Origin of the sequence: Flavobacterium succinicans LMG 10402 (assembly GCF_000611675.1) — a bacterium.
Classification (GTDB): domain Bacteria; phylum Bacteroidota; class Bacteroidia; order Flavobacteriales; family Flavobacteriaceae; genus Flavobacterium; species Flavobacterium succinicans.
Window position 1 is genome coordinate 62,507 of record NZ_JATV01000017.1, and the last position, 16,140, is coordinate 78,646.

At 36.0% G+C, this 16,140-nt stretch carries 19 protein-coding genes and 3 tRNA genes; 13 read left to right on the forward strand and 9 right to left on the reverse strand.

The window, feature by feature from the left end; all coding sequences use genetic code 11:
- Window positions 1-101: 101 nt before the first annotated feature.
- The 6 genes from AO58_RS0114755 (at window position 102) to AO58_RS0114780 (ending at window position 4,083) form a co-directional block, all read left to right on the forward strand.
- Complete coding sequence (locus tag AO58_RS0114755) at window positions 102-611, forward strand: GFO_1088 family ECF-type sigma factor (protein ID WP_024982438.1); 510 nt, start codon at window positions 102-104, stop codon at window positions 609-611.
- Window positions 598-1,065, forward strand: coding sequence for a PG0215 family putative anti-sigma factor (locus tag AO58_RS0114760; protein ID WP_024982439.1), 468 nt, complete (start codon window positions 598-600; stop codon window positions 1,063-1,065). The genes AO58_RS0114755 and AO58_RS0114760 overlap by 14 nt, the downstream gene beginning before the upstream one ends.
- 13 nt (window positions 1,066-1,078) lie before the next feature.
- The gene (locus tag AO58_RS0114765; RefSeq protein WP_081764679.1) at window positions 1,079-1,654 is read left to right on the forward strand and encodes a GFO_1090 family protein; all 576 of its coding nucleotides are present in this window, start codon (window positions 1,079-1,081) and stop codon (window positions 1,652-1,654) included.
- 256 nt (window positions 1,655-1,910) lie between these two features.
- On the forward strand, window positions 1,911-2,447 hold the full coding sequence (locus AO58_RS0114770; RefSeq protein WP_024982441.1) for a GFO_1091 family lipoprotein: 537 nt from the start codon (window positions 1,911-1,913) through the stop codon (window positions 2,445-2,447).
- 81 nt (window positions 2,448-2,528) lie between these two features.
- On the forward strand, window positions 2,529-3,515 hold the full coding sequence (locus tag AO58_RS0114775; RefSeq protein ID WP_024982442.1) for a hypothetical protein: 987 nt from the start codon (window positions 2,529-2,531) through the stop codon (window positions 3,513-3,515).
- Between the two features lie 382 nt (window positions 3,516-3,897).
- Window positions 3,898-4,083, forward strand: a complete 186-nt coding sequence (locus tag AO58_RS0114780; RefSeq protein WP_024982443.1) for a hypothetical protein — start codon at window positions 3,898-3,900, stop codon at window positions 4,081-4,083.
- A 567-nt stretch (window positions 4,084-4,650) separates the two neighbouring features.
- Here the strand turns inward: AO58_RS0114780 and AO58_RS0114790 are convergent.
- The 3 genes from AO58_RS0114790 to AO58_RS0114800 all read right to left on the reverse strand — a co-directional run bounded on the left by AO58_RS0114790 (window position 4,651) and on the right by AO58_RS0114800 (window position 4,956).
- Window positions 4,651-4,733 (reverse strand) — tRNA-Leu (locus tag AO58_RS0114790).
- Window positions 4,734-4,772: 39 nt separating this feature from the next.
- Window positions 4,773-4,845 (reverse strand) — tRNA-Lys (locus AO58_RS0114795).
- Window positions 4,846-4,883: 38 nt separating this feature from the next.
- A tRNA-Lys gene (locus AO58_RS0114800) sits at window positions 4,884-4,956 on the reverse strand.
- A 126-nt stretch (window positions 4,957-5,082) separates the two neighbouring features.
- Between AO58_RS0114800 and AO58_RS0114805 the strand changes: the two genes are divergently transcribed.
- On the forward strand, window positions 5,083-5,601 hold the full coding sequence (locus AO58_RS0114805) for a shikimate kinase (protein WP_024982445.1): 519 nt from the start codon (window positions 5,083-5,085) through the stop codon (window positions 5,599-5,601).
- Here AO58_RS0114805 and AO58_RS0114810 read toward each other — a convergent pair.
- Window positions 5,593-6,093 carry a phosphoribosyltransferase domain-containing protein gene (locus tag AO58_RS0114810; protein ID WP_024982446.1) on the reverse strand — a complete coding sequence of 167 codons (501 nt, stop codon included), beginning with the start codon at window positions 6,091-6,093 and terminating at the stop codon, window positions 5,593-5,595. The genes AO58_RS0114805 and AO58_RS0114810 overlap by 9 nt on opposite strands.
- Before the next feature lie 75 nt (window positions 6,094-6,168).
- Window positions 6,169-6,561: an RNA-binding S4 domain-containing protein gene (locus tag AO58_RS0114815; protein WP_024982447.1), complete on the reverse strand. Its 393-nt coding sequence runs from the start codon at window positions 6,559-6,561 to the stop codon at window positions 6,169-6,171.
- A 78-nt stretch (window positions 6,562-6,639) separates the two neighbouring features.
- Here AO58_RS0114815 and bamM point away from each other — a divergent pair, with 78 nt between their 5' ends.
- Window positions 6,640-7,629: a BamM family beta-barrel-assembly machinery protein gene (bamM, locus tag AO58_RS0114820; protein ID WP_024982448.1), complete on the forward strand. Its 990-nt coding sequence runs from the start codon at window positions 6,640-6,642 to the stop codon at window positions 7,627-7,629.
- A 286-nt stretch (window positions 7,630-7,915) separates the two neighbouring features.
- On the opposite strand, the gene AO58_RS0114825 is transcribed toward bamM, so the two are convergent.
- The 4 genes from AO58_RS0114825 to AO58_RS0114840 form a co-directional block, all read right to left on the reverse strand.
- A complete protein-coding gene (locus tag AO58_RS0114825; protein ID WP_024982449.1) occupies window positions 7,916-8,869 on the reverse strand; it encodes a transketolase family protein in 954 nt (317 codons plus the stop codon).
- 116 nt (window positions 8,870-8,985) lie between these two features.
- Entirely contained in the window at window positions 8,986-9,834 is an 849-nt protein-coding gene (locus AO58_RS0114830; protein ID WP_024982450.1) for a transketolase, read from the reverse strand.
- Between the two features lie 237 nt (window positions 9,835-10,071).
- A complete protein-coding gene (locus tag AO58_RS0114835) occupies window positions 10,072-10,386 on the reverse strand; it encodes a rhodanese-like domain-containing protein (RefSeq protein WP_024982451.1) in 315 nt (104 codons plus the stop codon).
- A 1-nt stretch (window position 10,387) separates the two neighbouring features.
- Complete coding sequence (locus AO58_RS0114840) at window positions 10,388-10,681, reverse strand: rhodanese-like domain-containing protein (protein WP_024982452.1); 294 nt, start codon at window positions 10,679-10,681, stop codon at window positions 10,388-10,390.
- A 380-nt stretch (window positions 10,682-11,061) separates the two neighbouring features.
- Between AO58_RS0114840 and AO58_RS0114845 the strand changes: the two genes are divergently transcribed.
- The 5 genes from AO58_RS0114845 to AO58_RS0114865 all read left to right on the forward strand — a co-directional run bounded on the left by AO58_RS0114845 (window position 11,062) and on the right by AO58_RS0114865 (window position 16,115).
- Window positions 11,062-11,700, forward strand: coding sequence for a transposase (locus AO58_RS0114845; protein ID WP_024982453.1), 639 nt, complete (start codon window positions 11,062-11,064; stop codon window positions 11,698-11,700).
- A 148-nt stretch (window positions 11,701-11,848) separates the two neighbouring features.
- The gene (tgt, locus tag AO58_RS0114850; protein ID WP_024982454.1) at window positions 11,849-12,979 is read left to right on the forward strand and encodes a tRNA guanosine(34) transglycosylase Tgt; all 1,131 of its coding nucleotides are present in this window, start codon (window positions 11,849-11,851) and stop codon (window positions 12,977-12,979) included.
- A 104-nt stretch (window positions 12,980-13,083) separates the two neighbouring features.
- Window positions 13,084-14,175 carry an LptF/LptG family permease gene (locus AO58_RS0114855; RefSeq protein ID WP_035717894.1) on the forward strand — a complete coding sequence of 364 codons (1,092 nt, stop codon included), beginning with the start codon at window positions 13,084-13,086 and terminating at the stop codon, window positions 14,173-14,175.
- Entirely contained in the window at window positions 14,162-15,049 is an 888-nt protein-coding gene (locus AO58_RS0114860; protein WP_024982456.1) for a DMT family transporter, read from the forward strand. The genes AO58_RS0114855 and AO58_RS0114860 overlap by 14 nt, the downstream gene beginning before the upstream one ends.
- A gap of 112 nt (window positions 15,050-15,161) precedes the next feature.
- Window positions 15,162-16,115 (forward strand): acetyl-CoA carboxylase carboxyltransferase subunit alpha, encoded by a 954-nt coding sequence (locus AO58_RS0114865; protein ID WP_024982457.1) that lies wholly within the window; start codon window positions 15,162-15,164, stop codon window positions 16,113-16,115.
- The last annotated feature ends 25 nt before the right edge of the window (window positions 16,116-16,140 follow it).

The following is a 16,140-nucleotide window of genomic DNA, read 5'->3' on the forward strand; positions in this document are numbered from 1 at the left end:
TTTTGTAAAAATACTAACTTTAAAATTATTTTTTTATTGTTTGTAACAAAAATAATTGTGGTTCGTCTTGCTTATATGAACCGCTAGAAACAACCATTAGAATGAACCAAAATGAGTTTGTACAATTGATTACTCCTTTCAAAGACAAGGTCTTTCGATTGGCCAAACGATTACTCGTGAGTACCGAGGAGGCGGAAGATGCTACGCAAGAGGTTTTGGTAAAGTTGTGGAATAAAAACGAAAGTTTGTCTGATTATGGCAGTGTAGAAGCCTTGGCAATGACCATGACTAAGAATCATTGTTTGGATCAGTTGAAAGCCAAACGTTCTAGTAATTTGAGAATTGTACATAATAATTACACGGATCGCGAACCAAGTTTACAGCAAAAAGTAGAAGATAATGATAGTTTGAATTGGGTGGCTAAAATAATTGATCAATTGCCAGAACAGCAGCGCATAATTATCCAATTGCGAGAAGTGGAGCAATATGAGTTTGAAGAAATCGCCAAATTATTAGAAATGAATGAAACCGCCATTCGCGTGGCACTCTCTAGAGCTAGAAAAACCATCAGAGAGCATATGTTAAAAACACACCGTTATGGAACTGTATAAAATAGAAGCACTTTTAGAAAAATACTTTCAAGGAGAAACCAGTATTGCCGAGGAAAAAGAGTTGACGAATTATTTTTCTTCATCAAATGTTGCGCAGCATTTAGAGCAATATCAGCCCTTATTTGGCTACTTCTCCTTAGCCAAAGCAGAAACAACTCGACAAGTGGTGTCAGAATTGTCTACAAAAAAGACTTATTTTGCACCATCAGCTTGGTGGTCTTTAGCGGCTTCGGTTGTGATTTTGTTTGGAATAGGAATGTATGTTTACACCACCAATGCAACAAAAAATAGTGTGGCCTCCAACGAATTAGGGACTTATGATACACCCGAAGAAGCGTTTAGAGAAACCCAAAAAGCACTAGCCCTGTTGTCAGGTCACGTAAACACCGGCATAGAAAGTGTGCAGGTCATTCAGGAATACAATGAATCAAAAGGAAAAGTTTTTAATCAATAAATCAAAAAACAACATGAAATCAACAGTTATAATCAGTAACAAAACTCGTTTTATTTCAATAACGAAAAAAGTATTTTTAGCTTTAGTATTTTTACTAGTCGCTAACCCCATTTTTGCTCAAGGTGCCTTCGATAAATTTGATGGCCAAGACGATGTCACTTCGGTGATTGTTAACAAAAAAATGTTCGAAATGATGAGCAAAGTCAAAGTCGATGCCTCTGATAAAGAAATGCAACAATATCATCATTTGATAAAAAAATTAGACAATTTAAAAGTGTTCACCACCAAAAGTGCTCGTGTAGAAGCTGAAATGAAAGCCACTGCTGAACGCTATATGAAAACGGCTAATTTAGAAGAGCTAATGCGTGTAAATGACCACGGCAGAAGTATTAAAATATTAGTGAAATCAGGCGCTAAAGACACTCAAATCAGAGAGCTATTGATGTTTATTGATGGAGGAAAAGGCGAAGATAGTGTCTTGATGTCATTGACAGGAGATTTTGATTTGAATGAAATTTCAGTATTGACTGATAAAATGCGTTTTCCTGGTGGAGAGGATTTAAAAAAAGCCACAAAAGGGAAGAAGTAGGAGCTAGTAACTAGTACTTAGTGATCAGTACTTAGTATTTAGTAAGTATTAATTTGTCAAATCAGCTTACTTTATTAATATAAGTCATTATTCTAAAACAAAGCAATCCAATTCCTGCAAGATTTTCAAAACCTTGTAGGTATGTTTTCAGATTCTAAAAAAGGTCAAAACAAAAAAAGGAACTACAAGGAATTGTAATAAGCTAGTGTAAGAATATTCAAAATGGAACGCAATTAATATTTAAAAAGGTAAAAAAATGAAAGCAGTAGTTAGTTTGGCTCTTTTCCTATGTCTGTGGTTGAGTAGTTGTAACTCTGAACCGAGTTTGCAAAAGTATTTTGTAGAAAATACTGAAAATAAAAATTTTATAGCGCTTGATATTTCCTCTTCTATTTTGAATTTGGATCAGGCGAAACTCTCTTTGGAACAAAAAGAAGCGTTACAGTCTTTTAAAAAGATGAATGTGCTGGCTTTTAAACGCAACCCCAATAATACGACCGAATTCGAAACAGAACGCGCTAAATTGAACGGAATCTTGAAAAATCCAAAGTACCAACAACTCATGAAGTTTGGTTCTGGTAAAGAAGGTGCTTCCGTAAGTTTTGTAGGAACAGATGAGCATATCGAAGAGTTTGTTTTGTTTGCCAACCAAAAAGAAACGGGTTTTGCAGTGGTTCGGGTGTTGGGCAAAGACATGAATCCTACTCATATCATGAACATGATGTCGGTTTTGCAGCAATCAAAAATCGATTTGGATCAGTTGAAACCGTTACAAGAATTGCTGAAGAAATAATCGATTAATTATAGATATTAACGAAAAGCAGCATAGTATTGCTTGCTTTGGAACAGACTATAATAAATTAAATAACAAGTGATGTATAAAACACGATCCATATTCACAATCATATTGCTTTTGTTGGCTTGTAAGATTTTGTTTGCTCAAAATTCACAGATAGGAATCTTTGAGAAAGATACTATAATTGTTATTGGAAAGAAACCATCAAATTTATTTTTTAATGATTACATTCTTTTTATTCCGAAAGGAACGAAATTAAATTCCAAAACATTTTTGCTAGTTGAACCAAATAACACAGGTAGACTATCGGATAGTATCGAAGTGCATAAAAAAAACGCTATTGATTTAGCATCTGTAAGTTCTGTTGGGAATAATATTTCTACCGCTTTACGAATGCCTTTTCTTGTTCCTGTTTTTCCAAGACCAGCATCAAAGTCCTTGGTCTACACCCATGCATTAGATCGAGACGTAATGTTGGAAAAATCAAACGAGTTGAAACGACTTGATTTGCAGTTGTTGGCAATGATAAACGATGCTAAAAACATTTTAAAAACATGGACTATTGAGGTTGAGGACAAAATTTTTATGTGCGGTTTTTCTGCTTCTGCAACTTTTACAAATCGTTTCTCATTTTTGCATCCAGACAAGATTCAAGCATTGGCTATTGGTGGTTTTAACGGAGAGCTTTTGTTTCCGCAAAATGAAATTAATGGTGTAAAACTAAATTATCCAATTGGAATAAATGATTTTGAAAAACTATTCAAACAAAAATTTGACTTTAATACTTACAAATCCATTCCTCAATTCATCTATATGGGAGAGTTAGACAACAATGATGCTGTTCAATATGATGATGCATACAGCAAAAAGGAACGAAAAATAATTAACGATAACATTGGGTCGGATGTTCAGAAAAGGTATTTAGAATGTCAAAAAGTTTATTTGAAAGCTAAAATCAATGCGTCCTTTAAAACATATGAAAAAGTCGGGCACTCGACAACATCCAATATGAACTTAGAAGTTATTAAATTCTTCTTGTCACAAATAAATCAGAGTAAAAATTAAAGACATGATAGCAACCTAGCAAGTGATTTGGGTTTCTTAATGCTTAATCTCGTGTAGTGCAGGAATATCATTGGAAATGAATTCTCCTCCTGATGTCGTAGGTTTAGTGATTATAATTTAAAAGTAATTAGAGTTGGAGAGTGTCTTTCTTTAAATTATAATTGTTTAAATTGTAACTATTTCACTTTAATAATTTCACTAAAAGTAGACGCAGTTATTAAAAACAACAAGAAAGATGAAGTGGGTTAAGTGTGTTGTTGTATTTGAGTATGCTGGTTGAAAGAGCAAATAGAAATGTTGCTAGAATATTACTTGAAGAATACGGATTGATTTTAATAAAATAAGCGTTAAATTTGCGAGCTCTAAATCAATCCCCCAAATAATGAATAATAAGGTATTAAAAATAGCAATACTAGGAATTTTAGTATGCTTTATTTTTGGACTTCAAGGTTGTACCGTTCATCATGTTCATCCTACTAAAGTAGTTAAGGTTAAGAAAATCCCTCCGGGACATGCTAAGAAAATGTCAGGTGAAAGAAGTGCCAAAAACCATGCTCACAAGCATTAAAAAAAACAGTAACCGTTTCAAGGTGTTTTCTTGAAACGGTTTTTTTATTTTTTTTGTTACTAGATTAAATTTTGTTGCTACAAAATCAATCTTTTCCGAAGGAACTCCAGTCGCTAAAAAAAAGAGTCGTAGACTCGACTAATATTGTAGGGCTGGATTTCAATCCAGCACAAGTACAAGAATTGATTTTACAAAATCAATCTTTTCCGAAGGAACTCCAGTCGCTAAAAAAAAGAGTCGTAGACTCGACTAATATTGTAGGGCTGGATTTCAATCCAGCACAAGTATAAGAATTGATTTTTTGAAAAAGAGGGTAGAAACTAAGCTATTTTGAAAACAGAAGCACCATTGCAGCTGCTGAATCTTTTAATACAAAAATAAAAGCCTTTAGAAGCTAGTTTAGAGGGGTAATAAAGATAGATTTCTTCTTATTCAGATTATCTAATCTTTTTGCATAATCCCCAACTTTTGAACTTGATCCCTTTTGAACTTGATCCCTTGATCCTTTAAAATGTTCCAAACAAAAAAAGAGCAACAAATACAAGATTTATTGCTCTAAAAAAAATGTGACCACGGTGGGATTTGAACCCACACGCCCTTACGAGCACCACCCCCTCAAGATGGCAAGTCTACCGTTTCTCCACGTGGCCGAAAACAAAAAAGGTTACTCGTACAACGAATAACCTTTGTGACCCGACTGGGGCTCGAACCCAGGACCCCATCATTAAAAGTGATGTGCTCTACCAACTGAGCTATCGAGTCAATCATTCAAGAAACGTATGTCTAGTTCACACTATTTGTGACCCGACTGGGGCTCGAACCCAGGACCCCATCATTAAAAGTGATGTGCTCTACCAACTGAGCTATCGAGTCATTTCGTTCCCTGAATGCGGGTGCAAATATACATACTTTTTTTCGAAGTTTCCAAGCGTTTTTATTATAAATTTGTCTTTTTTTATTAAAAACTTACAATCCCTTAGTTAGTAGGGCTTTAAAATCATGAAGAAAATAGTATTATTAGGGTATATGGGCTGTGGAAAGTCAACCATTGCTAATAACCTGTCTCAAAAAACAGCAATATCATATTTAGATCTGGATCATTTTATTGAAGAAAAGACTAATTTGTCGATCAAAGCGCTATTTGAAAAGCATGGCGAGGTGTATTTTCGTAAAGTAGAACACCAAGCTTTTGTAGAAGTATTGGCCATGCCTGGCGATCGGATTCTTGGACTTGGTGGAGGAACGCCATGTTATGCTAATAATCATGTGTTGTTGCAGCAGCCTGACGTTATTTCTATATACCTAAAAGCTTCTATCGACACATTGTTTGAGCGATTGTCTAAGAATAGAAGTAAACGTCCCGTAATTGCCAACCTAAATGAGGAGGAATTGAAAGAGTTTATCGCAAAACATTTGTTCGATAGAAGCTTTTATTATCATCAAGCTCAGCATATCCTTCCTATTGACGGGAAGTCTGTCGCCGAAATTGTGGCAAGTATTGAGCTACTTTTAGCTTAAATAAGCGTAGCTGTTGCCTGAATCTTCAAAAACCACCTGTACGTGTTCAAATAAAGAAGTCGATAATGAGATCCCCTTGAAATCGGCTTTTACAGGGTATTTTTTGTGGTTTCGATCAATGAGTACTGCGGTTTTGAATTTTTTTAAGGGAACTTCTAAGAAATGACGTACAGCATAAATAAGCGTCGTGCCGGAATTGAGTACATCATCTACCAAAACTAATCCTTTGTTGGTGTAGTTTTCTTTGGATAATGAAGTGCGAATGGCTAAGTCAGGTTGGTGTTTGTTGAGTATCACTTCGCAAAGCGATACTTTAATTGGAGAAATCAAAGCCAATGCTGCGGCTATTTTTTGAGCAAATACATAACCGTTTTTGGTAATGCCTGCCAAGACAATTTCTTCTTCTTCTACAAAGGTTTCGTATATTTGATAAGCAATTCGCTTGGTTTTATGTTCGATTTCTTGATGGGATAAAATGATATTTTGGCTCATAGTTTTATTTTTTTAATTTATTTAGTAAAAATGAAAAGATAGTGATGCCTGAAGCAAGAGTTTGTGTTTTGTAGACTAAAATAAGACTTCGTCGCCTGTAGTAATTACATTGCCAAACTCGTCAATGTCACGTCGATCTTTTTTGGTAGGGCGTCCGGTGCCATTTTTGCGATAGTGTTCTTTGGATAATTTTAGTAATTCAAGATGTTGATAGACTTCTGCAGGCGTGTCGTTTCGGCGATACATATCGACTAATTTGGCTCCCAAACGGCTTTCGGGAACATCCAAAACGGTGATGGTTTGTGTGATTTGATCCTTACGAAAGGTGATGACATCCGTAGGAAAAACTTCCTTCGAGGCTTTGGCAACTTGACCATTTACAGTGACTTGGTTTTTTTTGCAAGCTTCGGTAACCATGTTACGGGTTTTGTAGTACCGAACGCACCACAAATATTTATCTATTCGCATAATTTTTCAAAAATCAAAGTTAAATACTTCATCAAAATCAATCTAAATTGTATCTTGCGCACCTAAAAACTAGTACTAATGAACAAAATTAAGTTTTATTTTATTTTATCAATGCTAACGTTGGCATTATTTTCATGTTCTAAAGATAAAGATGAAGAGTTAACGCCACCAAGAGAATATAGCGTGCAATATGCCACCGATATTAAAGACATTGAAGAATATTTGAATACTTATTATATAGAAGAAGTAACTGCTAACTTCGATATTAAAATTACTAAAATCCCTGCTGGAGGGACTCAGGTATCTGTGATGAAACAAACCACATACCCTATTAAATTCAGAGAAGTGGATTTGCATGGAATTAAATACAAGTTATATTATTTAATTTTAAATGAGGGAAAAGGAGAATCGCCTACTAATGTTGATAATTATTTTGTGGGGTATAAAGGAGATTATCTGCAACAAGTAACTACTGATGGAGTAACCAAGTTGACGGCAACAGAGTTTCAAAGATTTGATTTTTATCTGCTTTCAGGTGCTATAACTGGATTTTCAGAAATGATGCCTAAATTAAAAACAGGAACCTATTCTTCAAATGCTGATGGTACAGTTTCTTATAAAGATTTTGGAGCTGGGGTAGTTTTTATTCCTTCTGGATTGGCCTATTTTAGTAGTGGTAGTGGTACGATTCCTGCGTATGCGCCAATCACTTTTAATATTAAATTATATGAAATTCAACGATCGGATTTAGATAGAGAAATTAACGGAACCTTTAGTCCTGATGGTATTCCTTCCTATTTGGAAGATATAGATGGTGATGGGTATTTATATGATTTCAGAAGTGAGATTCTTTATCCAAACAAGCCTGTTAATCCAGACGATACGGATGGGGATGGGATACCTGATTTCTTGGATGTGGATGATGATGGTGATGGTTATACGACTAAATTAGAGCGTTCATATAAAGACGCCAATGGAAAAACATTGTATTATGATTTTGCCGATATTCCTCTTTGTACAGGAGGGAATGGCAAGAAAAGACACTTGGATCCAAAATGTCAGAATTAAAGAAAGCGTAGTTTTAAACATATAATAAACCGTTCCAGTTTTGGAGCGGTTTTTTTATGTAGTTATTGAGGTTGTCGTTTTTTTAATCTGTGATTCAAAGGCGCTGGATTGAAATCCAGCTTTACAATATCGGTCGAGTCTACGACTCTTTTTATACGAAGCTATTTTGGGTTAATTTTTATTTTTTTAATCTTTGTCAATCTGTGAAATCTGTGTTTCGTTTAATAGATAAAAAAAATCCCGCCAAGTATACACAAGACGGGATGATTTTGGGATGGATAAAAAATTATTTTCTAGCCAATACTCTTTCTACAGCTTCAACAATCGCTTGGTTGTTTAGCTTGTATTTTTCCATTAATTGTTCTGGGGTTCCAGACTCTCCAAAGCTATCATTTACGGCTACAAATTCTTGTGGCGCAGGATTATTTAGAGCTAAAACTCTCGAAACGCTTTCGCCTAAACCACCTAAGATGTTGTGTTCTTCCGCAGTCACTACACATTTCGTTTTGGCAACTGATTTCAAAATAGCTTCTTCGTCCAAAGGTTTGATGGTGTGGATGTTGATTACTTCTGCTGAGATTCCTTTAGCTTCCAAAGCTTCAGCAGCGATTAAAGCTTCCCAAACTAAGTGACCTGTTGCAACGATAGTAACATCTGTTCCTTCGTTTAATAAAATTGCTTTTCCGATAACGAAAGGTTCGTCTGCTGGCATAAAGTTAGGCACCACAGGACGACCAAAACGCAAGTAAGCTGGGCCGTGGTGATCGGCTAAAGCGATCGTAGCTGCTTTGGTTTGATTGTAATCACAAGTGTTGATTACGGTCATGCCAGGCAACATTTTCATTAATCCAATATCTTCAAGGATTTGGTGGGTTGCTCCATCTTCTCCAAGGGTTAAACCTGCGTGTGATGCACAAATTTTCACATTTTTATCAGAGTAAGCAACGGATTGACGAATTTGATCGTACACACGACCAGTAGAAAAGTTAGCAAATGTTCCTGTGAATGGAATTTTTCCTCCGATAGTCATACCAGCTGCAATTCCAATCATGTTGGCTTCTGCAATTCCGATTTGGAAAAAACGCTCTGGGTGATTTTTTTTGAAATCATCAAATTTCAATGACCCGATTAAATCCGCACAAAGTGCTACTACATTCTCGTTTTTTTGACCCAATTCAGTCATTCCCGCTCCAAAACCTGAACGAGTATCTTTGCTTCCTGTATTTGTATATTTTTTCATAAGCCTCCCCCAACCCCTCCGAAGGAGGGGAGTTCCTATTGGGGTAAATAGGATTTATAATTTTTTATTTTCTAATTTTTTAACTAAGCTTTTTTTCCTTTTGGAGGATGAGGAGCTTAATAATCTGCTAAAGTTGAGCTATTTTGTGCTAGACCATTTTCTAATTGAGCATCATTTGGCGCTTTTCCGTGCCAAGCATGCGTATGCATCATGAAATCAACACCATTACCCATTTCAGTGTACAACAAAACACAAACAGGTTTTCCTTTTCCAGTTTTAGCTTTAGCTTCTGTCATTCCAGCAATAATCGCTTCGATGTTGTTTCCTTCTTTGATTTCAAGAACATCCCAATCAAAAGCTTCAAATTTAGCTTTTAGGCTTCCCATATTCAATACTTCGTCAGTAGTTCCATCAATTTGTTTCCCATTAACGTCGATGGTAGCAATAAGGTTGTCTACGTTTTTTGCAGAAGCATACATAATCGCTTCCCAGTTTTGACCTTCTTGCAATTCGCCGTCTCCATGTAACGTATAAACGATATGTGAATCACCATTTAATTTTTTAGCTTGAGCAGTTCCCAACGCTACAGAAAGTCCTTGTCCTAATGAACCAGAAGCCATACGTACTCCAGGTAATCCTTCGTGTGTAGTAGGGTGTCCTTGTAAACGAGAATTTAATAAACGGAACGTAGCCAATTCTGCTACTGGAAAATAACCGCTTCTAGCCAATACGCTATAGAATACAGGCGAAATATGACCATTCGATAGGAAGAAAACATCTTCTCCAATACCGTCCATGTCAAATCCTTCTTTGCGATCCATTAAATATTGATAAAGAGTAACCAAAAATTCTGTGCATCCTAGAGAACCACCTGGGTGTCCAGAATTAACAGCGTGTACCATACGAAGAATATCTCTTCTAACTTGGATAGTTAAATCGTTTAATTGTTGTGTGTTAGGCTTCATTTTGTGTGTAAAAGTTAAACTGCTGCAAAAGTAATTTTTATTTTTGGGAAGACCAATGATTTCGGGTGCAATTTCCCCTATAATTCGAAAATAGCATCCTGCCATAATTTCGGGCTGTATTTAAAGCCTCTGAAACAAAAAAAGATTAGCGTATAGCCAATCTTTTCGAATGTTGTTGCGAAGGAGGAAGTGTGGCAAAAGGATACATCGTGAGCCACAAACCCTATACTTCTTGTTTTATAATTTGCTTTTTAAGCTTGCCCATCCACCACCGTTGTATACTTCTGAAAATCCATTAGCTTTTAAGATGCTTTTGGCCGATGCGCTTCGCATACCAGAGGCACAACACGTAATGATAATCTGGTTTTTGTTTTTAAGTTTTCCTAAATTTAGCCTTAGTGCGTCTACGGGAATGTTTAGAGAATTTTGAATGTGGCCGCTATTGTATTCGTCTTTGCTTCGAACATCGATAATAATGGCGCCTTGTTGCAATAATGCTTTGTAGTTTGTAGTAGGTCCCAGACCCAAAATACGTTTTAAAAAAGTAATCATGTTAATCGATTTTGTTTTGTAAAGATTGATAAAAATTCACGTTCAGCCAAGAACCTCCGTTGGTACAATCAATACCATGTTGTAAGAGGAAATGCTCGGCTTGACCACTTCGGCCACCAGAAGCACAGCACAAAATAAGAGGACTAGGTAAGGCTTTCATTTCTTCAAGACGCTCGGGAATTTCATTCAGAGGAATATTGATAGACGTGGCTACATGACCGCCCATAAACTCTTCGTGAGTTCTAACGTCTACAATGGTGCCATGTTTTTCTTTAATTAAATGTTCTAAGGTCATAGGAATTCAATTTAGTTGTTGTTGAATTGAGTTAGGCAAAGATAAAGGTACAAAATGAGGTTTTGTGTAACAATTGTTACACTGTAGGGACAGGTCGTGACCTGTCCAGATTCATTTGTTCGTGACCTGTCCAGATTCATTTGTTCGTGACCTGTCCAGTTCATTTGTTCGTGACCTGTCCAGTTCATTTGTTCGTGACCTGTTCCAATTTGCAAATTTAATTTCAAATAAGGTATGTTAATTTGTAGTATTTTAAATGTTATTTTTATATTTGATTATGTAATGATTTGATTTTTAATTAATGATATTGCGTAGGGACAGGTCGCGACCTGTCCCTACGCTACATTACGCCTGTTCCATCCGAAAAAAATTATAATAGAATGAAAAGAAAAAATAGGAAAAGAAATCGAAAGGAAGGATTTGATTATTCGCAGGATAATTTGTATTTCATTACCATTTGTGTTCAAAATAGAATATGTTGTTTTGGATCCATTCCTGTAGGGACAGGTCGTGACCTGTCCATTTATGTAAATCGTGACCTGTCCCGAAATCAAAACCACGACCTGTCCGTACAGGATTCGCATTCGAATGATCAGCATTTGAGAAATTCGATTCATTACAATGAAGAAGAAAAAAATGAAACAGATGAAATACAAATGAATTTGAATGCATATGGTCAGATAGCCAAAAAACAAATGCATTGGTTAGAAGAGCAATATCCTTATGTTGTAATTCATTGTTTTGTAATTATGCCCAATCATGTACATGCAATTTTAGAGATAGATAAAAATTTGGTTTCAGATGAGGAGATTAAAATCAAGTCGTTATCAGAATTAATTGGAGCCTACAAAACCACGTCTTCGAAGCATATTCATCTAAAGGGATTGTTGTCTTTTGCGTGGCAGCGTTCCTTTCATGATCACATTATCAGAAATGCGATTTCATATGAAAGAATTTTTAATTATATACAGACGAATCCATTGCGTTGGCATGCCGATACATTTTTTGCGGCACCGTAGGGACAGGTCGCGACCTGTCCGTACAGATGCCCTGTTCGTACAGATGTCCTGTCTGTATGCAGCGACATTTCGTTCGTGTTAAATAAAATGGTAAATAGCAATTCGTAAATCTTAAATAAATTATCTTTGCGCACTGAAAAAAGAGGATATGAAATTTGATTTATTACAAAAAGATACGCAATCTAAAGCGAGAGCAGGGAGTATTACAACAGATCATGGGGTGATTGAAACTCCTATTTTTATGCCTGTGGGTACCGCTGGAACGGTAAAAGGAGTGCATCAACGCGAACTGAAAGAAGATATTAATCCAGATATTATTTTGGGTAATACTTATCATTTGTATTTGCGCCCTCAAACCCCAATTTTGGAAAAAGCGGGTGGTTTGCATAAATTCATGAACTGGGATCGTCCTATTTTGACGGATTCTGGTGGTTATCAAGTGTATTCATTATCGGCTAGTCGAAAAATTAAAGAAGAAGGAGTGAAATTCAAATCACATATCGATGGTTCGTATCACTTTTTTACACCCGAGAACGTAATGGAAATTCAACGTACTATTGGAGCCGATATTATCATGGCTTTTGATGAATGTACGCCTTATCCTTGTGATTTTCGTTATGCGCAGCGTTCCATGCATATGACACACCGTTGGTTGGATCGTTGTATCAATCATTTGGAAAAAGTACCTTATAAATATGGTTATGAGCAAACCTTTTTTCCAATTGTTCAAGGAAGTACTTATAAAGATTTGCGTCGTCAATCGGCCGAATATATCGCCAATGCTGGACAGCAAGGGAATGCTATTGGAGGACTTTCAGTAGGAGAACCAGCCGAAGAAATGTATGAGATGACCGAAATTGTTTGTGATATTTTACCCGAAGACAAACCCAGATATTTGATGGGTGTAGGAACACCGATCAATATTCTGGAAAACATTGCCTTAGGAGTCGATATGTTTGATTGTGTAATGCCTACGCGTAACGCCAGAAACGGAATGCTTTTTACCGCTAATGGAACAATTAATATCAAAAATAAAAAGTGGGAAGATGATTTTTCACCTTTAGACGAAATGGGTATGACCTATGTGGATACGCATTACACCAAAGCGTATTTGCGCCATTTGTTTGCTGCCAACGAATACTTAGGAAAACAAATCGCAACCATTCATAACTTAGGTTTTTATATGTGGTTGGTTCGTGAAGCAAGAAAACATATCTTAGCCGGCGATTTTAGACCTTGGAAAGATATGATGGTCAAAAATATGAGCCAAAGATTGTAAAAAAAAAACAGAAGTCAGAAGTTAGAGATTAGAAATGTTCGATGATAACGTATTATCTAACTTCTAACTTCTAACCTCTAACTTCTAACCTCTAACTTCAAATAATGAAATTAACCATAATAGACAAATACATTCTGAAGCGCTACTTGGCGACTTTTGCTGTAATGTTGTTGTTGTTTATTCCGATTGGAATTGTAATTGATGTTTCGGAGAAAATCAATAAAATGTTGGAAAACAAAATTCCGTTTTGGGATATTGCTTTGTATTATTACAACTTCACCATTTATTTTGCGAATTCTCTTTTCCCGATTTTTTTGTTTTTGTCAATCATTTGGTTTACCTCCAAATTGGCCAATAATACCGAAATTATTGCCATATTGGGCTCTGGAATTTCTTTCAGTCGTTTTTTAAGACCTTATATCATTGGAGCGACTATTGTTTCGATTTTAGTCATGTTGATGGGGTTTTTCTTGGTTCCATCGGCTTCTGAAGGTTTTAATAATTTTAGATATACTTATTTAAAAGGTGGTGGTAAAGAAGCCATGCGAGGCGACAATACCGATGTGTATCGTCAAATTAATGAGAATGAGTTTATTTATGTCAATAGTTTTAATCCGGAAACCAAAATGGCTTTTAATTTTTCGTTAGAAAAGTTTAAAAAAGAACAATTGGTGACCAAAACGACAGCGAGCAGGATCAAATGGAATCCTAAAGACAGTACCTATACATTGTATGATTATACCAAACGTACGTTAGGGGAGTTGGGAGATAAAATTGAAAAGGCGCCAGAGAAAAAAATGCGTTTGGCCTTTGATCTAGAAGATTTGACTCCTGTAGTGTACATTGCTGAGACTTTGAATTTAGGGAAATTAAACGCCTTTATTGACAAAGAACGAAAACGTGGTTCCTCAAATATCAACACCTATTTAGTGGTATTGTATAAAAAATACAGTGTTCCTGTTTCAGCCTTTATTTTGACTATTATTGCAGTTTCTGTCTCGGCCATGAAACGACGTGGTGGTATGGGAACCAATTTGGCCATCGGAATCGCAATTGCCTTTTCGTTTGTGTTTTTTGATAAAATTTTCGGCACTATCGCTGAAAAATCCTCTTTCTCTCCCTTGGTAGCGGTGTGGTTACCCAATATCTTTTTCGGAATTTTAGCCATTTATTTATTACGTAATGCCAAACGATAATTTAAAAAGTTACTTAAATCTTCATTTAATTGTTTTTATTTGGGGATTTACGGCCATATTAGGCGCCTTGATTACTATTGATGCTGACTTTTTAGTGTGGTATCGTATGTTATTTGCCGCTGTTTTTTTAGGAAGTTTTTTATGGATAAAGAAAATTCCATTCCAAATTTCATTTAGTGCGGTGCTAAAACTAGTGTTTGTTGGTTTGTTGATTGCCTTGCATTGGATTACCTTTTTTGAGTCCATTAAAGTTTCTACCGTTTCGATCACTTTATCTGTTTTTTCTTTAGGTGCTTTTATTGCCTCTATTTTGGAACCCCTTTTTTATGGGCGAAAAATATTGTGGTATGAAGTGTTTTTTGGGTTAGTCATTGTGGCCGGTTTAGCCTTAATCTTGCAAGTAGAAATCAATTACCTAAACGGTATGTTGTTGGCTTTGGTTTCGATTGTTTTAGGAGTAGTGTTTACTTTATTCAATGGCAAATTGATCGAGCATCATGAACCCGCTGTGATCTCTTTTTATGAGTTTTTAGCCGGTTTTGTTTTTATCACTATTTATTTTGTTTTCAATGGCTCTTTTTCAACCGATTTTTTCATCATGACTCCAAAAAACTGGGCGCTCATTTTGTTGTTGGCTTCCATTTGTACCGCCTATGCCTTTACAGCTTCGGTAAAAGTCATGAGGCGATTATCGCCTTATACCGTGATGCTTACGACCAATCTAGAGCCGGTATATGGTATTGTTTTGGCTTATTTTATTATCGGTGGGAAAGAAAAAATGAGTACCGAATTTTACTTGGGTGCCTTGCTAATTGTTATCACGGTGATCCTCAATGGTGTAGTAAAGCATTATAAAGAAAAGTCTGTTCAATAACCCAAACTGAGGCATAAATCGGGAGTTAAAACATAAATTTATCTTTTGTTTATCTTTTTAATTTTTACATTTGCAGTTCCTGAATTGCAAATTCATACAAACGCAAAACCCTATGGAATATTTAGATTTTGAGCTACCAATTAAAGAATTAGAAGAGCAATTGCAAAAATGCGTCCTTATCGGTAAAGAATCGGATGTGGATGTAGCTCCAACTTGTAAAGAGATTAACAAGAAGCTGGTAGAGACTAAAAAGAACATTTATAAAAATCTTACGGCTTGGCAACGTGTACAATTGTCTAGACATCCAAATCGTCCTTATACTTTAGATTATATTCGTGCCCTTTGTGGTGATACTTTTTTAGAATTGCACGGGGATCGTGGCTTTAAAGATGATAAAGCAATGGTGGGTGGTTTAGGTAAAATTGGCGGACAGTCGTTTATGATTATCGGTCAACAAAAAGGATTCAATACCAAAACACGTCAGTATAGAAATTTTGGTATGGCCAATCCTGAAGGCTACCGAAAAGCGTTACGCTTGATGAAAATGGCTGAAAAATTTGGAATTCCTGTGGTGACTTTAGTTGATACTCCTGGTGCTTACCCTGGACTAGAAGCTGAAGAACGCGGACAAGGAGAAGCCATTGCCAGAAACATCCTTGAAATGGTTCGTTTAAAAGTACCTGTTATTACCGTAATTATTGGTGAAGGAGCATCGGGAGGTGCCTTAGGTATTGGAGTAGGAGATCGCGTTTTTATGCTTGAAAACACTTGGTACTCTGTAATTTCTCCAGAGTCATGTTCTTCTATTTTATGGAAAAGCTGGGAGTACAAAGAACAAGCCGCAGATGCTTTGAAATTGACTTCGGCCGATATGAAGAAACAAAAATTAGTAGATGATATTATCCCTGAACCGCTTGGTGGGGCACACTTTGATCGAGAAACAACGTTCAAAACAGTAGAGCATTATATTATTAAAGGGTTCAATGAATTAAAAGACTTATCAACAACCGAATTAATCGCTCAAAGAATGGACAAATACAGTAATATGGGGCATTTTAAAGAGTAAAAACCTACATTAAATTTCGAAGTCC